Origin of the sequence: Citricoccus sp. (genome assembly GCF_032154715.1) — a bacterium.
Classification (GTDB): Bacteria; Actinomycetota; Actinomycetes; order Actinomycetales; family Micrococcaceae; genus Citricoccus.
The window spans coordinates 29,975-45,415 of the sequence record NZ_JALDXU010000017.1; the positions used below are offsets into that span (position 1 = coordinate 29,975).

Here is a 15,441-nt window from a genome sequence, read left to right on the forward strand (position 1 = left end):
ACCGGTCTCACGGTGCTGCCGCGAGGAGCCCCTCCCGGAGTTTCTCGACCTGCCGGTCGAACGCCGCCACCACGGTCTCCGGGTCCACGAGGATGCCGCTGACCATGACGTGGTGATGGCCCACGGTCTCCACCGCGATGGTCACGCTGGCGTCCCCGAGCAACTCGTCTCCGCTGCTGTGCGCCACCACCCCGTCCCGGCCTCCGGGCCGGGGTTCCACGGTGACAGTGGCCTCGCCCTGACGCAGCTCCGCACCCTCGCAGTCCCGGCCCACCGCGGTGTAGAGCGGTCCCGGTTCCGGCCCATCGCCGTCCTCACGGGCGAACAGTGCGGTGGACAGGACAGGAGGCAGGTAGGCGTCTTCGTTGCCCTCCACCACGCTGACGGCCTCGGCCGCGCTGGCGGTGGTCTCGAACGAGGCGGACTGCAGGGCCTGCAGCGCGTCAGCGCAGGCGCCCTCGGCCTGGGAGGGGTCGTCGACGACGGTCGCGATCAGGCTGGGGTCGATCTGCTCCCCCGGGCCGTCGGCTCCCTCCAGTCCATATTCCTCCATGGTCAGGAGCATCGCCCGGAGCTGTTCCTCCGACTGGGGTGGGGTGTCCGCCGGGTCGGGCGCCCCACAACCGGTCAGCAACAGCCCCGCGAGGACCAGTCCGGCGGCCCGGCGTCTCACGGGCACACCGCGCAGGTGCGGTCCGGGACGGCCTGGGCGCAGGCGTCGCACACCGTGTCCAGGGTCTGGCAGGACGGATCGGAACAGTTCCGCAGTTCCGAGGTGGGACCCGCACAGAGGGTGCACTCGCCGATCGTCACGGATTGCTCGGAGAACTGGACCCTCATGCGCTGGTCGAAGACGGCCAGGGATCCCTCCCAGAGGCCGGAGTCACCATAGGCCTCCCCGTATGTCACGATCCCGCCGTCCAGTTGGTAGACCTCCCCGAAGCCGCGGTGGTGCATCAGCGCGGTCAGCACTTCACAGCGGACCCCGCCCGTGCAGTAGGTGACCACGGGTTGGTCCTTGAGATGGTCATAGGCTCCCGAGTCCAGTTCGGAGACGAAGTCCCGGGTGGTGACGGTGTCCGGCACCACGGCCCCGGCGAATCGGCCAATCTTGGCCTCCACGGCGTTGCGCCCGTCGAAGAACACCACGGGGGTACCGGCGGACTTCTTCTCCTCCACCAGGCGGTGCAGGTCCTCGGGCGTCAGGTGCACACCGCTGTCCTGCACGCCGTCCTCGGTGACGACGATCTCGTCCGGGGCGTCGAAGGCCACCAGCTCGGGCCGCACCTTGACGGACAGCCGCGGGAAGTCCTCCGCCGAACCGTCGGACCACTTGACCTCCAGGCCGGCGAAGGGGCCGTAGGTGCGGGTGGTCTTGACGTATTGTTTCACCGCGTCCAGGGGCCCGCCCACGGTGCCGTTGATCCCGTGCGGGGACACGATAATGCGCCCGGTCAGCCCCCAACGCGAGGCCAAGGCGTGCTGCCAGAGACGCACGGCCTCCGGATCGGCCAACGGGGCGAAGCGGTAATACAGGGCGATCTTGGACTGGCTCACTGCATCAAGGGTAGTCCGCGACGCCCCTCCCGACGAGGCCCGTCCAGGGCCTGCGTGCGGACGGAAACCGCAGGATACCGGCAGATGACGATTTGACCTGGATGTTGTTCCGGCGGGTGCGGGCAGGCTGCGGCTCGGGCTAGTCTCGTCCCATGACTTCTGCCTTGAATGACGCGCTGGTCAGCACCTGGGTGACCGGCTGGTCCCGCTGCCGGAACTACGACGTGCAACATGACGGCGTGGTCCACGCGTCCCTGCGCAGTGGAGTCCAGGCCGGCGACGGACAGGACTGGGAATACGTCCTGGCCCATCCGGACGAGACTGCCCTCGAGGCGGTGTCCGCCGAGGTCCAGAACCATCCCGGACGGCTGCTGACCGTGGTCGGCCCGCCGCCCACCGTGCCGGCCGGTATCCCCCTCAAGGCGCTCTCCACCGGCGAGAAGCTCATGGTGGTGGACATGGGAGGCCAGGACGTCGAGGCTCCCATCGTGCCCGAGGAGTTCGAGGCCACCGTGGAACGCAAGGACCCGGACTGGTTCCTCGTCACCATCATCAGCACGGAGGAACATCCCCAGGGTGAGGGCTCCGTGGCCGCCCGCGGCCGGGTGGCCGCGGTGGAGGGCTATGCCGTGTTCGACCGCATCTGGACCTCCCCCGACTTCCGCCGGCAGGGCCTCGGTTCGCTGGTGATGCGCTACCTCGCCTCGCTGGCACTGGAGCACGACGTCGAGGAAGGCCTGCTCGTGGCCAGCGCCGACGGTCAGGCCCTCTACGGCCACCTCGGCTGGACCGAGCTCGCCGACGTCACCGTCTACGGCGCCCTGGAGGACGACACCGAGAACCCGTCCCACTCGGACGCCGGCTGAGTGGACCCCCGCGGGGAACACCCCCCGAACGGCACCGGAGAGGGCCCTGGGCGGCCGGCGGGTGGACCGCGCACGGATGATCCCCGGGACGCTGAGGCCCTGAGCCGCACGCTCGGCCGCCGCTCCATTCCGCCGCAATTGCTCCATGTCCGGCACCTGCCCGAACGGCAGGCCGTCACGGTGCCCTGGCCGGAGGGCACCCCGGACGGCCTGATCCACGCGCTGGGGGGCTCCGGGGCCCTGGAGCCCTGGAAGCACCAGGCGGAGGCGGCCGGCCTCGCGGCCGGCGGGACCAACGTGGTGCTGGCGACGGGGACGGCGTCGGGCAAATCCCTCGGCTACCAGCTTGCCGCCGGCACCGCCCTGCACGATGACCCTGCCGGGACTGTGCTCTACCTGTCTCCGACGAAGGCGCTCGCGGCCGACCAGCTCAACGCCTGGCGCGCCCTGGCCCGGGACGGCGCCACGTGGCTGCGGCCAGCCCCCTACGACGGGGACACGGACATCGCCGACCGCAAGTGGGCCCGTGAACACGCGAACGTGCTGCTGACGAACCCGGACATGCTGCATGTCGGGATCCTGCCGCACCACGAACGCTGGTCCCGGTTCTTCCGGCGGCTGCGCTTCGTGGTGGTGGACGAGGCGCACGTGTACCGGGGGGTCTTCGGCTCCCACGTGGCCGTGCTCCTGCGACGGCTGGCCCGAGTCTGCGCGCACTACCGGTCCGGGCGGCGTGAGCGGACCGAGGGCGCGGGCACAGTGGGTCCGGTGTTCATCGGGGCCTCGGCCACCAGTGCGGACCCCGCAGGGTCCTTTTCGCGTCTGATCGGCGCGGACGCGGTCGCTGTGACCGAGGACGCCTCCCCCCACGGAGCCGTCACGGTCGGCTTCTGGGAACCGGAGCTCACAGACCGCCGCGGTGAGAACGGGGCACCCCTGCGACGTTCGGCCACGGCCGAGGGTGCCGGGATGATGGCTGACCTGGCCGTCACCGGAACCAGGACCATCGCCTTCATCCGCTCCCGCCGCGGCGCCGAGGCGATGGCCTCCGCCGCCAAACGTGAGCTCGCCGAGGTGGACCCGTCCTTGCCGCCCCGAGTGGCGGCCTATCGGGCCGGTTACCTGCCGGAGGAACGCCGTGAGGTGGAGACGGCCCTGCGTACCGGCCGGTTGCTCGGAGTCGCGTCCACGCCGGCGTTGGAACTGGGCATCGACATCGCCGGACTCGACGCGGTGCTGGTGGCCGGCTGGCCGGGCACCCGCGCGTCGTTCTTCCAGCAGGTGGGACGCGCCGGACGGTCGGGGCAGGAATCCGTGGCACTCTACGTGGCCGGGGACGATCCACTGGACACCTACGTGGTGCACCACCCGGAGGCCGTCTTCGAACTGGCCGTGGAGGACTCGGTCACCGACCCGACCAACCCGCACATCCTCGCCCCCCACTTGTGCGCCGCGGCCGCCGAATTCCCGTTGGTCCCGGAGGGGCTCGGTGACTTCGGAGACCCGGAGGAGGTCCGCGGGCTGGTGGAACAGCTCGTCGAGCAGGGCTACCTGAGGCGCCGTCCGGCCGGCTGGTTCTGGACGCATCCCGAACATGCCGCGGGGCTGGTGTCCCTGCGCGACGACGGCGGCGGACCGGTGAACATCATCGACACCGAGACCGGCGCCCTGCTGGGCTCCATGGGCTCCCCACAGACCCACTACCAGGCCCATCCCGGTGCCGTGTATGTCCACCAGGACCGCACGTATCTGGTGGAGGACCTCGACGAGGACGCCCACGCCGTCCTGGTGACGCGGGCGTGGCCGGATTTCTTCACGCAGGCCCGGGACATCACCGAGATCGAGATCCTGGACACGGTCCACCGGGTGGACGCGGGAGATCTGCAATGGTGCACGGGACCCGTGAAGGTCACCACCCAGGTGGTGTCCTACCAGCGCAAGGCGCTGGTCTCCGGGGAGGTCCTCGGCGAGGAGCCCCTGGAGCTGCCCGCCCGGGACCTCTTCACCACGGCCGTCTGGTTCCACTGCCCTTCGGAGGTGCTCGTGGCCGCCGGGCTGACGATGGACCGGCTGCCGGGATCCCTGCACGCCGCCGAACACGCGATGATCGGGCTGCTGCCCATCGTCGCCTCGAACGACCGCTGGGACATCGGCGGGGTGTCGATGGCCCTGCACCCGGACACCGGCCAGCCCTCCGTGTTCGTCTACGACGGCCACCCGGGCGGTGCCGGCTTCGCCGAGCGGGGCTTCGCGGAGGCGGCGACCTGGCTGCAGGCCACCTTGGACACGGTGCTCTCCTGCAGTTGCTCCTCGGGCTGCCCGTCCTGTGTGCAGTCTCCGAAGTGCGGCAACCGCAACAACCCGCTGGACAAGGACGGCGCCGCCACCCTGCTGACCTTCGTGTTGCAGGGCATCCGGATCGAGGCGGCACGGTCGCGACGGGCCGGCGCTCACCGCGGCACCGTTGACGCTGGAGGACCGGCCCGGGACACCCCCTCGGAGGGCCACGGCAGCGTCGACTCATAGCGGGTGCGCACCTGTACGGTGCCGTCTCCGGCGGCAGCACACTCGGTGACCGTGGCCCCATGGCGATCAGCCGTCTGGGCGGCCAGGGCACAGGGATCGGCCAGCACCAGTCCACGGGCCGCATCGGCGGCGGCGAGCGCGGCGAGGTCCGCGGCCCCAGAAGCCCGCGCCGCCGCCGTGGCCGCGGCGCCCAATGCCGCGGTAGCCCCCAGCAGTGCCAGTGTCAGGAACACCGTGGCCAGCACGGTGACACTTCCGGCGCCGTGTTCGCTCGGCCTGCTCTGTTCGTCTTGGTCATCGCGTACGCCTGGCCGGTGGGCCGTCGTCCGGCTCATGGTGTTCCCGTGGGTGGCACGGCCCACTGGTCCGGCGCGTGGGCCGTCGCCTCCAGTTCCCACCCGTCCCACCATGCCAGGGGCCCTGGAGGGGCGTGGGCCACGGTCACCGCGACCCAACCGGAGCTACGGTCAGTGCTGAGTGCTGTGGCCTCACCGGCCATGCGCCGGGCGGTGGAGTGGACGTCGGACTCACTCTCGCCCCGTGCCAGCTCCCGGACCGAGGCCGCCGCGGCTTCCTCCAGCCGGACCTGCTGCAGTGTCGCGGCACCGGCGAGCAGGGCGCCTACCAGCACCAGGGCCGCGGCCGGCAGCATGACCGCGTATTCAGCGGTGACCGATCCTCGTTCGGCCTCGGCCGCACCGGCAGGTCCGGAGGGGCGCTCGGGCCACAACGGGCGGCCGGGGCTGGCAGGAGGGCCAAGAGATGCGGGAGAGCCGAGAGCGCGGGGAGGGCTGGGCGGGCTGGGCGGGCTGGGATCGGCGGAAGTGCCGGGCCCCGTGGATCGGGCCAAGGGGTGATGTTCGGTCAGAGGACGGCAGTCCATGGCTTCCTCGAGTCTTCGGGTGTCGCTCGGGCGGCACCGCAGCGGTGCGGATGGGGGCAGGATTCGGCCGTGTCCGGCCATGTGCCAGATCGGGATCGGCCGGGGTCTGCCACGGGTACCGGGCCCCGCCGAGAGGGGTATCGGCGGGACCCGGTGGCCGGTGGAGGTTTCTCAGCCGAAGCTGAGGGCATTCTTGACGATGTCCAGCAGCAGTCCCTGCACGTCGGACCCGGCGAGGACGACGGCCAGGACGCCGGCAAACCCAACGGCGGCGAGCGTGACGATGCCGTACTCGGCGGTCTGTGCGCCTGTCTCGTCGCCCCAGTCAGGGGTCGAGGCCGGACGGTCCTGCCTTGCGAGGGCGGCGTCGGCGGTGGAGGCAGCGTCGGCGGTGGAGGCAGGCCGGTGGACTCCGCTGGCCGTGCGCAGAGCGTGGTGTTCGTGTTGCAGTGTGGCGGTCATGGTGTCTCCTCTGGTGTGAAGGCGGCCGGTGTGGTCGCCTGCTTCCAGCCTGCGTCGGTGTTGTCTCCTGTGGGGCGCGGAAGCTGGCAGATCTGGATGGCCGGGGCATTGCGGGCTGGTGTGGAGGACTGCGCTGGGTTCCCGACGGCGGCCCCACCTCCCCCCCGGATGAACGCGCGCCTGCAGGCATGAGGGCAGGCGCCAGGGCGGGTGTCAGGGAAATGTCAGGGCAGCAGGGCCAGGACGAGCGGGACCACGCCCAGGCAGAGGAACGAGGGTAACTGGCAGAGCCCCAGAGGCAGGACCAGGCGGGTACCCAGTTCTGCGGCCCGTTGCTCAGCACGGCGTTTCCGGTGACGGCGGAGCGTCGATGCCGTGGACCGCAGCAGGGCAGCCGTGGGCGCTCCGGTGAGATGGGCGAAGCGAAGTTCGCCGGCCAGCTCCTGCAGGTCGGGGTCGCTGGCCTCGGGCTCGTGGGCCGACCAGGCGTCGTCCCAGTCGACCCCGGCCCGCAGCAGGGCGGCCACCCGCCGGACCGGGGCCGCCCCGGGGACATGGGTGCCCAGCAGGTCGAGACCGGAGACAAGACTCTGCCCCGTTTCCAGCAGACCCGCCACCAAGTCCATCGCCAGAGCGGCGTCCAGCGTGTCCGGTGCGGCCGAGGCGCGGGCCCGGGCGGGCGTACTCGTGGTCATGTGGTCTCCTCCGACCGCCGGATCAGCACTCGTGTCCAGAGATGGCCGATCACCGCCAGTCCCACTCCAGTGCCGATCACGATCCAACCGAGGGGGCCGGCCAGCAGCTCAGTGGGCGGCCCCCCGACCAGGGCCGTCATCGCGATCCCGGCGAGAGGCAGGAAGCCCAGCAGTTGTGCCGTGGAGCGCGGGCCAGCGGCCGCCGCGTCCCGCGCCTGCTGGGCGTCCTGGCCTTCCTCCAGGGCATCGGCCAAACGCTCGAGCAGCCCAGCCAGCGGAATCCCGGCGTGGTGGGAGACCGCCAGACATCCATCCAGCTGGCGCCAGTGACGGCCCTGCCCCGGGGCCTCCACGGCGGCGAACGGCTCGCCACCGAGCATGATCTCCAGGTCAGCGGCGACCAGGACGTGGTGCAGGCAGCATCCCGCCCGACTGGCTGGCCGATGCGGCCCGCCTGGCCTGTTTGGCCCATCGGGCTTGTCTGGCCTGTCTGGTCCGCCTGAACACGACTCGTAGAGTCCGGACAGTTCCGCCCAGACGCGCTCAGGCCGGCGGCCAGCCTGCAACAGCGCGGACGCCCGCCGGAGGAGGCCGACGAATTCCTCGGTCTCGTGTTCACGCCGGCGCCGCGCCTGCCCCGGGAGCCACTGCAGCCAGCGCGACCACCACCGCAGCTGGTTCCGCCGTTCAGGCCCCGATCGCATGCCGGCCCCCACTCCGCCGCAAGCCCGGGTTTCGGTGCATCCCGGCTGTTGACAGGTCCTCCAGCGCCCCCTCGCCTGGCCCGGCAGTCAGGGCGGTTCCGACCAGGGAGAGCGCCGAGCTGACACGCAGCGTGCCGGTCCGGCTGGTGTCTCGGTCCACGACGGCCAGCTCCACGGGGTGCCGTCCGGCATCGGTCCGTTCCAGGTGAAGGACCGCGTCTACCGCGCTGGAGGCCTGTAGCGCGAGGGCTTCCGAACCGAGGCCGGCCAGTGCACCCATCGCCTGGAGCCGCGCCGGGACGTCGGAGGCGGAATTGGCGTGCAGTGTTCCGGCGGCACCTCGGTGGCCGGTGTTCATGGCCGCGAGGAAGTCCGCGACCTCCGCCCCGCGGCACTCTCCCACGACGAGCCGGTCGGGTCTCATCCGCAGTGCCTGCCGGACGAGTTCGGACAACTCGACGGTACCGGCGCCCTCGGAGTTGCCGGAGCGAGCTTGCAGGGAGACCACATGGCCGTGGCGGGGGCGCAGCTCGCGGGTGTCCTCCACGGTGATGATCCGTTCGTCCGCGGGGACCTCCGAGAGTACCGCGGAGAGCAGGGTGGTCTTCCCGGAACCGGTGGCCCCGCTGATGAGCAGGTTGGCGCGGGTGTGCAGCAGGTGCCGCAGAGCGGCCAGCCACTGCGGCCCATGAGGCCAGTGCCGGGCCAGGTCCTCCAGACGCGGCGGCTCCGGTGCGGCCAACCGGACACTGATCTGCGTTCCGCCTGAGGCCAGTGGTGGCAGGATGGCGTGCACCCGGGCGCCGATGACCTGTGCGTCACCGAACGGCTGGCCCTCGTCGAGCCGCCGGCCGCCCTGGGCCAGCAGCCGGACGGCCAGTCGGCGAGCGTCGTCAGCCGGTAGACACCGGCCCGTGTCTCGGAGGCCGTCCAGGCCGTCTGTCCAGATGGTGCCGGCGCCGTCCACCAGCACATCGGTCACGCCGGGACTCCGGGCCGGGGCCGCGAGGGGGCCCAGGCCGGCGAGATCGTCCGTCAGCGCCGTCATTTGGGCGGACGCCTCCTGCGGCGTGGTCACCGGCAGGTGCCGGCGGACGGCCTCGGCCACCAGTTCCGGCGGCACGGTCTCGGACCGCGACGGAGCACCACGGGTTGGAGAACGGACCGGGTCCGCGAGGCGTCCGGCGAGCCACCTGCGGGCCCGCTGCCGGCCCGTAGAGGTTCCAGCGGCAAGGCGCCGCCCTGCGCCCGGTGGAGGTTCCGGCGACCATCCGCGGCTCATCGCAGGGTCCTTCCGGCCACGGGCCGACCGAGTTCCAGGGTCCCCGCTCCGTCCAGCCGCAGTTCGATCTCCGCGGCCAGCCTTCGGGCGGAACGGCGCCGACTCGACCGAATCCAGGAGGCCAGCGACGTACCGTCCCAATCCTGCGCCTCCATCCGCACAGGCCCGGCGGGTTCACTCATCCGGGCTGGTCCTCGACGAGCATCCCCGGAGCCTGAGAAGTGCGGTGGCCGCTGATGTGGAGTGGCCTGCAACAGCACGTCTGCCGGAACCTGCCTGCCGGCCGCCGGTCCGCGATCGGTGCACAGCAGCAGGCCCATCCCCCGTTCGGCCCAGTCACGGGCCCGGTCCTGGTCCTTGCCGACATCGACGACCGTCCAGGGAAACGTCTCCACGGCCACGTGGACCCAGTCGTCGCCCGTCCAGCGGCCGACGGAGGGTGATGATGAGGTCCACCCCCACCACCGGACGCCTCCGGCCCCGGGCAGGTGCGAGGCCAGCGCCGGCCCGGGAACCGGTAGGTCCTGCATCCCGTCCCAGCTCACGCATCGATCCGCTGGAGGCGCCAGCGCTCGGAGCCGTCCACTCAGACTCCCGTGGGGACCTTGGGCATCCACGAGCAGGCCTCGTCCGGGGCCGCCCAGCAGCAGTGTCAGGGCCCAGGACAGCCCGGGCCACCTCTCGTCCCCGTCAGCGCCCGGGCCATCGTGGACCACCACTGCGGCACGCCCCCGGGCGGGAGGTTCGGAGTCCGCCGGACGGGCCCCTGCCAGGACGCGGCAGAGCTGCTGCGACCGGGACGGCAGGCAGAGAACACCGGCAGGTGCGCACGACCCGTCCAGGGTGACAGTCGCGATCGGCGGTTCCGCCTGATCGTGTCCGTCCTCCGGCGCCGGCTCCGGACCGGCCGTCTCACCGGGGGCGAGCCCCCAGAGGATGAGAGCGGGGGGCGCTGGAGCAGCCCGGTGGGGCTGCGCCCCCGCCGCCCACTCGGAGCGCGGTACAACGAGCAGCCGGTGTCCGACCGCGGCGGCACAGGCGGCCACTTCGGTGCACAGCAGTTCGGACAGGAGTGGGGTGCTGCCTAACAGACCATGCGGAACCGCCCCATCCCGATCCGGTGGGGCGACGAACAGGATGGTCAACGGTGAGGATGCTCGGACGGCCATGCTCCCAGCCTGTCCGTCCGGCCCCCGGCCTGCTCCTCGGAGGCCGGCCGCTGTGGAGGACCAGCCCGGGCGCGGCAGCTTGTGGAGGAACTGGAGGTGTACGAGTCAGCGCGGCCGGCAACGTTCCGCGATGGCGGCGCAGCGCGGCTCCACAGCCACAGGGCTACAGGGCTACAGGGCTACAGGTCAGGGCCGGGCACCGGCATGGACGCGTCCCAATCGGTGATGTCCACGATCCGGCTGCGGTCCCAGTCCTGGGTCCACCCCAACAGGTCGAGGATCCGGTCGATCAGGATGGCCGTGAATCCCCACACGAGGGTGCCGGAGACCAAAAAGGCCGGGCTCCTGAACCGCCGGGTGACGCCCGCCGCTCCCCGGGACAGGGAGGTGGTGATGCGATTGGCGGGGTCCACCAGGTCGGCCACGGGGACCCGGAACACGCGGGCCGCCTCCCCCTCGTCGACCACGAAGACGTCGGAGGGCCGGTCCCACCAGCCCAGCACGGGATGAACCCGGAAGTTCGAGACCGTGAGCGGGGCCGGCGGCAGGGTTCCGATGACCCGCACGCCGGTCCGGTCCAGGCCCGTCTCCTCCTCGGCCTCCCGCAGGGCGCAAGCACTGAAATCCACGTCATCGGGGTCTCGGCGGCCTCCCGGGAAGGCGACTTGGCCGGGGTGGTGGCGCAGGGCGAAGGACCGCTGGGTGAGCAGCAGGTCCAGGTCTTCCGGCACGGCGGTGCCGTGGAAGTGTGCCGGCTGGCCGTCCAGGGCACCGAACAGCACCAGCACGGCGGAGTCCGAGGGCTCCTCGGCCGAGGCCGGGGGCACAACGGTGAGGCCGAAGTCCCAGCCCCGGCCGTCGTCGGGAATCCGGGGCGCGGCCGGACCAGTCGGCTGCCTCGCGGCCAGGTCCGGGTCCACGGTCCCGTAGCGCTCCACGAGGGACCGTAGGTCCGCGAGAGCTCCGTCGATCTGCATCATGCCCCCAGACCGTAGCCCTCGGCCCGCAGCTCGGCGCGGGTGGCGCCGGCGAGCATCTTGGCCAGCAACTCGTCCCGGCCCGGAGCCAGCTCGTACTTCAGCAACGACGCCGCCGCCTCTGGATTGGTCTCCCCGGTCCCGAAGGAGGGGCACCAGCGGGCAACGGGGCAGGCCCCGCAGGCGGGGCGCTTGGCGTGGCAGACCCGGCGGCCGTGGAACACCAGGCGATGGGAGAGCATGGTCCAGTCGCGCGGCTCGAAGAGTTCGGCGACCTCGTATTCGACCTTGACCGGGTCCTGCTGCGCGGTGAAGCCGAGCCTCCGGGCCAGGCGACCGAAGTGGGTGTCCACGGTGAGCCCGGGAGTCCCGAAGGCATTGCCCAGAACCACGAAGGCCGTCTTGCGGCCGACCCCGGGCAGTTTCACCAGCTCGTCCACCGTGCCGGGGACCTCCCCGCCGTGGCGTTCGACCAGGGCCCGGGAGAGACCCTGGATGGCGGTGGCCTTGTTCCGGTAGAAGCCCAGGGGCCGCACGATCTCCTGCAGCTCGCGCTCGTCCGCGTGGGACATCGCCTCGGCGTCCGGGAAACGGGCGAACAGCCCCGGAGTGGTCGCGTTGACCCGCACGTCCGTGGTCTGGGCCGAGAGGACGGTGGCCACGAGCAGCTCGAACGCGTTGGTGAAATCGAGCTCGGCGACCGCGTAGGGATATGCCTCGGCCAGCACCCTGTTGATCTTCCGGGCACGGCGCTTCAGGGCGAGGGTGCTTTCCCCGGCGCTGGCGACGCCGGCCGGGACGGGGTTCTGATCCGTCACGCGCGTTCGATGTCCGTGAGGTCCTCCAGCACGCCGGTGCGGCCGTCCGTGTTCTGCACGAGGAACTCGTGGCCACGGTCTTCGAGGGCCAGGATCCAGCCGCCGGGCTCGAGCCCGAAGGCCGGGCTGCCGTCTTCCGGGTTCACGGCCGTGCGGCGCGTTCCCACGGCGAACCAGAACGCCTCGTACTCGGCCGGTTCCGTGCCCCGCGGGGCCGATGGTCCGGTTTCCAGCGGATCGATCGGTGCCGTGTGCTGATCCTGCGGCACCGGTGACGACAGCGACGGCCGGACAGATGCCGACGCCGCTGGCAGATCTGACGATCCAGACTGCGCTGACGGGTCTGACGGGTCTGACGGGTCTGACGAGTCTGTCACGTCTGACGGCTCAGCAGCCGCCGGTGCTCCGAACGCGGCGGTCGCCGAGGCAGCGGCCTCGTTCGTGGACCGAGGGCGCACGCGGGTGATCCCGAGCTCCTCATCGGGATCGGTCGCGGACTGCGGATCGCCGTCCGGGCTGGGCTCAGGGGATGCGGTGGGCTCCGGTGAGGACCGGTACTCCTCGTGGGCCTCCTGCGAAGCAGCCTGACCGTAGGCCGGGGCCTGACCGAACTCCGCGCCCTGGTCCCCGGCAGTCTCGGTGCCGGGCTGGAGGGTGCCGTGTTGTGCGGTGCCGTGCTGGGCGATGGATCCGGCGAAGAGCGGGGCCGTGAGGGAGCGCATCGGGGAGGTGACCACCAGGCCGAAGGCGCCGGCGAGGCCGATGAGCAGGACGGGGTCCAGGGTGGTGACGAACGTGATGAAGAAGTAGGACAGCGCCAGCCAGGCGGTGACGTGCGCGAACTGATCGGTGCTGAGCGAGCCGAGGCGGGGGCCGGCGTCACCCGTGGACTTCTCGGCGGACGCGGCCCGGGCCAGGATGAAACCGGCCGCGACGAGCGGCATCAGGATCCCGATGCCGAGGAAGAAGAGGTTGGTGGTGCCCCACAGGTTCAGGCCCCACCGCGAGGTGGTCAGGGGGACGATGGACCCGGCGAGGACCACGAGGACCGACGCGAGGAAGGCGACGTCCCAACTGGACAGCCTGAGTCCTGAGCCGGGGCCTCCGGTCGTTGCGGTAGCGGATGAATCCGGTGCGATGCTCATGTGGTTCCTCCTGTGCCACCCGGAACGGGCGACTCCCCAGCGATTGATCCAGACCGGGCGGTGCTCGCCGGTTCCCCTATGGATGGTCTCTGCACCATTGAACCAGCCACACCGGACCCTGTCCCCCCAGTTTGACGTGCGCGGCTTCACACCGACAGCGCTGGCGTTAGGCTAAAGACGAAGCCACCTGTGACTCCGGTTACACCCCGGGTGTCATCACGGTGGTCCTCGTCGACCGCGCCACCAAGGAGTACGCATGAGCACAACAGCGTCCAACGAATCGGCCTCCCCCTCCGCAGCCGCCGACGGCGGCACCATGGACACCCTCTCGCACGAGCACCGCAGCTTCCCGCCCTCGGCGGAGTTCGCCGCCCAGGCCGTGGCCGGGGCTGACCGCTATGAGGAGGCCGCCTCGGACCGGCTGGGCTACTGGGCCCACCGGGCGCGTGAGGTGCTGGACTGGGACCAGGACTTCACCGAGGTGCTGGACTGGTCGGACGCCCCGTTTGCGAAGTGGTTCGTCGGCGGCACCACCAACGCCGCCTACAACGCGCTGGACCGCCATGTGGAGGCCGGACTGGGCGACCGTGTGGCCATCCACTTCGAGGGAGAGCCCGGTGACTCCCGCTCCTGGACCTACGCCGAGCTCGCCGCCGAGGTCCGGCGGGCCGCCAACGCCTTCGAGTCGCTCGGGGTCACCAAGGGCGACCGCGTGGCCGTCTACATGCCGATGATCGCCGAGACCGTCATCACCATGCTGGCCTGCGCCCGGATCGGTGCGGTTCACTCCGTGGTCTTCGGCGGCTTCTCCGCGGATGCCCTGCGCTCGCGGATCGACGACGCCGAGGCCAAGCTCGTGGTCACCGCGGACGGCTCCTGGCGGCGTGGCAAGCCCTCGATGCTCAAGCCGGCGGTGGATGCCTCCCTGGCCGAGCCCGGCCATTCCGTGGCCCATGTCCTCGTGGTCCGGCGCAACGAGCAGGACGTGGAGTGGACGGCCGGCCGGGACCTGTGGTGGCACGACGTGCTGGGCGAGCAGTCGGATGAACACGAGCTGGTCTGGCATGACTCCGAGCACCCGCTGTACATCCTCTACACCTCCGGCACCACCGGGAAGCCGAAGGGCATCCTGCACACCACCGGCGGCTACCTGGTGCAGACCGCCGTCACCCACCAGGACACCTTCGATCTCCATCCCGAGACGGACGTGTACTGGTGCACGGCCGACGTCGGCTGGGTCACCGGGCACTCCTACGTCACCTACGCGCCCCTCATCAACGGCGCCACCCAGGTGATCTACGAGGGCACCCCCGACTTCCCGCACACCGGCCGCTGGTGGGAGATCGTGGCCAAGTACGGGATCACCATCATGTACACCGCCCCCACCGCCATCCGCACCTGCATGAAGTGGGGCCGGCAGGTGCCGGACGCCTTCGACCTGTCCTCGATCCGCGTGCTCGGATCCGTCGGCGAGGCCATCAACCCCGAGGCCTGGATGTGGTACCGGGAGGTCATCGGCGGCAACGCCGGCGCCGGAACGAAGAACGACGACGGCTCCGTCACCCCGGGTGCCCGCAAGGAGCACCCCGCCCCGATCGTGGACACCTGGTGGCAGACCGAGACCGGCGCCCACATGATCTCGCCCCTGCCCGGTGTCACGGCCACCAAGCCCGGCTCGGCCCAGACGCCCGTCCCGGGGATCACCGTGGACGTGGTGGACGAGGCTGGCCGGTCCTTCGAGGGTGCCGGTGCCGGCTTCCTGGTGATCCGGGATCCGTGGCCGTCCATGCTGCGCGGCATCTGGGGCGACCCCGAGCGCTTCAAGGAGACCTACTGGTCCCGGTTCGAGGGCGTCTACTTCGCGGGGGACGGCGCCCGCCGGGACGAGGACGGGGACGTCTGGGTCACCGGCCGGGTGGATGACGTCATGAACATCTCCGGCCACCGGCTCTCCACCTCGGAGATCGAGTCCGCCCTGGTCTCCCACCCGATCGTGGCGGAGTCCGCCGTGGTCGGCGCCACCGATGCCACCACCGGCCAGGCCGTGGTGGCGTTCGTGATCCTCACCGAGGAATCCCAGGTAGACGGAGCGGTTGATCCAGTCCAGACCGAGGCTGACCTGCGGGCCCACGTGGCCTCCGAGATCGGGGCCATCGCGAAGCCCAAGCACATCCTGGTGGTGCCGGAGCTGCCCAAGACCCGCTCCGGCAAGATCATGCGCCGGCTGCTGCGCGACATCGCCGAGGGGCGCGAGCTCGGCGACGTGACCACGCTGCGCGACCCGGACGTGATGTCGCAGCTCGAGGGGAAGATCAAGGAGCGCGAGGCGGCCGGCGAGGAGTGAGGCTGCACTGGGA

The 15,441-nt window shown here is 71.3% G+C and carries 15 protein-coding genes; 3 read left to right on the forward strand and 12 right to left on the reverse strand.

Annotated elements, in window-relative coordinates:
• Positions 1–7 precede the first annotated feature (7 nt).
• Together RUH65_RS04925 and RUH65_RS04930 are read right to left on the reverse strand one after the other, a co-directional pair.
• Complete coding sequence (locus tag RUH65_RS04925) at positions 8–673, reverse strand: hypothetical protein (RefSeq protein ID WP_313816126.1); 666 nt, start codon at positions 671–673, stop codon at positions 8–10.
• Positions 670–1,557: a rhodanese-related sulfurtransferase gene (locus RUH65_RS04930; protein ID WP_313816127.1), complete on the reverse strand. Its 888-nt coding sequence runs from the start codon at positions 1,555–1,557 to the stop codon at positions 670–672. The genes RUH65_RS04925 and RUH65_RS04930 overlap by 4 nt, the downstream gene beginning before the upstream one ends.
• A gap of 152 nt (positions 1,558–1,709) precedes the next feature.
• Here RUH65_RS04930 and RUH65_RS04935 point away from each other — a divergent pair, with 152 nt between their 5' ends.
• Together RUH65_RS04935 and RUH65_RS04940 are read left to right on the forward strand one after the other, a co-directional pair.
• Positions 1,710–2,423, forward strand: a complete 714-nt coding sequence (locus tag RUH65_RS04935) for a GNAT family N-acetyltransferase (RefSeq protein ID WP_313816128.1) — start codon at positions 1,710–1,712, stop codon at positions 2,421–2,423.
• Positions 2,424–2,522: 99 nt separating this feature from the next.
• Positions 2,523–4,949: a DEAD/DEAH box helicase gene (locus tag RUH65_RS04940; RefSeq protein ID WP_313816144.1), complete on the forward strand. Its 2,427-nt coding sequence runs from the start codon at positions 2,523–2,525 to the stop codon at positions 4,947–4,949.
• Here the strand turns inward: RUH65_RS04940 and RUH65_RS04945 are convergent.
• The 10 genes from RUH65_RS04945 to RUH65_RS04990 all read right to left on the reverse strand — a co-directional run bounded on the left by RUH65_RS04945 (position 4,874) and on the right by RUH65_RS04990 (position 13,084).
• Positions 4,874–5,284 carry an Rv3654c family TadE-like protein gene (locus RUH65_RS04945; RefSeq protein WP_313816129.1) on the reverse strand — a complete coding sequence of 137 codons (411 nt, stop codon included), beginning with the start codon at positions 5,282–5,284 and terminating at the stop codon, positions 4,874–4,876. The two genes, RUH65_RS04940 and RUH65_RS04945, sit on opposite strands and share 76 nt — an antisense overlap.
• Positions 5,281–5,679 (reverse strand): TadE family type IV pilus minor pilin, encoded by a 399-nt coding sequence (locus RUH65_RS04950; RefSeq protein WP_313816130.1) that lies wholly within the window; start codon positions 5,677–5,679, stop codon positions 5,281–5,283. Before RUH65_RS04950 ends, RUH65_RS04945 begins: the two co-directional genes overlap by 4 nt.
• Before the next feature lie 324 nt (positions 5,680–6,003).
• Positions 6,004–6,294 carry a DUF4244 domain-containing protein gene (locus RUH65_RS04955; RefSeq protein WP_313816131.1) on the reverse strand — a complete coding sequence of 97 codons (291 nt, stop codon included), beginning with the start codon at positions 6,292–6,294 and terminating at the stop codon, positions 6,004–6,006.
• Positions 6,295–6,518: 224 nt separating this feature from the next.
• Entirely contained in the window at positions 6,519–6,989 is a 471-nt protein-coding gene (locus RUH65_RS04960; RefSeq protein WP_313816132.1) for a type II secretion system F family protein, read from the reverse strand.
• Positions 6,986–7,369, reverse strand: coding sequence for a hypothetical protein (locus tag RUH65_RS04965; protein WP_313816133.1), 384 nt, complete (start codon positions 7,367–7,369; stop codon positions 6,986–6,988). Before RUH65_RS04965 ends, RUH65_RS04960 begins: the two co-directional genes overlap by 4 nt.
• Before the next feature lie 307 nt (positions 7,370–7,676).
• Positions 7,677–8,816, reverse strand: a complete 1,140-nt coding sequence (locus RUH65_RS04970; protein WP_313816134.1) for a TadA family conjugal transfer-associated ATPase — start codon at positions 8,814–8,816, stop codon at positions 7,677–7,679.
• A 155-nt stretch (positions 8,817–8,971) separates the two neighbouring features.
• Entirely contained in the window at positions 8,972–9,520 is a 549-nt protein-coding gene (locus RUH65_RS04975; RefSeq protein WP_313816135.1) for a hypothetical protein, read from the reverse strand.
• Between the two features lie 803 nt (positions 9,521–10,323).
• Entirely contained in the window at positions 10,324–11,124 is an 801-nt protein-coding gene (locus RUH65_RS04980) for a CoA pyrophosphatase (protein ID WP_313816136.1), read from the reverse strand.
• Positions 11,121–11,939: an endonuclease III gene (gene nth, locus RUH65_RS04985; RefSeq protein ID WP_313816137.1), complete on the reverse strand. Its 819-nt coding sequence runs from the start codon at positions 11,937–11,939 to the stop codon at positions 11,121–11,123. Before nth ends, RUH65_RS04980 begins: the two co-directional genes overlap by 4 nt.
• On the reverse strand, positions 11,936–13,084 hold the full coding sequence (locus tag RUH65_RS04990; RefSeq protein ID WP_313816138.1) for a hypothetical protein: 1,149 nt from the start codon (positions 13,082–13,084) through the stop codon (positions 11,936–11,938). The genes nth and RUH65_RS04990 overlap by 4 nt, the downstream gene beginning before the upstream one ends.
• A 256-nt stretch (positions 13,085–13,340) precedes the next feature.
• Between RUH65_RS04990 and acs the strand changes: the two genes are divergently transcribed.
• Complete coding sequence (gene acs / locus RUH65_RS04995; RefSeq protein ID WP_313816139.1) at positions 13,341–15,428, forward strand: acetate--CoA ligase; 2,088 nt, start codon at positions 13,341–13,343, stop codon at positions 15,426–15,428.
• Positions 15,429–15,441: the final 13 nt, after the last annotated feature.

Bases quoted from the DNA above. Each gene is read 5' to 3' on its own strand.
- RUH65_RS04935 (WP_313816128.1), top strand. From the start codon at position 1,710: ATGACTTCTGCCTTGAATGACGCGCTGGTCAGCACCTGGGTGACCGGC.
- RUH65_RS04945 (WP_313816129.1), bottom strand. From the start codon at position 5,284: ATGAGCCGGACGACGGCCCACCGGCCAGGCGTACGCGATGACCAAGAC.
- RUH65_RS04955 (WP_313816131.1), bottom strand. From the start codon at position 6,294: ATGACCGCCACACTGCAACACGAACACCACGCTCTGCGCACGGCCAGC.
- RUH65_RS04960 (WP_313816132.1), bottom strand. From the start codon at position 6,989: ATGACCACGAGTACGCCCGCCCGGGCCCGCGCCTCGGCCGCACCGGAC.
- RUH65_RS04965 (WP_313816133.1), bottom strand. From the start codon at position 7,369: ATGCTCGGTGGCGAGCCGTTCGCCGCCGTGGAGGCCCCGGGGCAGGGC.
- RUH65_RS04980 (WP_313816136.1), bottom strand. From the start codon at position 11,124: ATGATGCAGATCGACGGAGCTCTCGCGGACCTACGGTCCCTCGTGGAG.
- RUH65_RS04990 (WP_313816138.1), bottom strand. From the start codon at position 13,084: ATGAGCATCGCACCGGATTCATCCGCTACCGCAACGACCGGAGGCCCC.
- acs (WP_313816139.1), top strand. From the start codon at position 13,341: ATGAGCACAACAGCGTCCAACGAATCGGCCTCCCCCTCCGCAGCCGCC.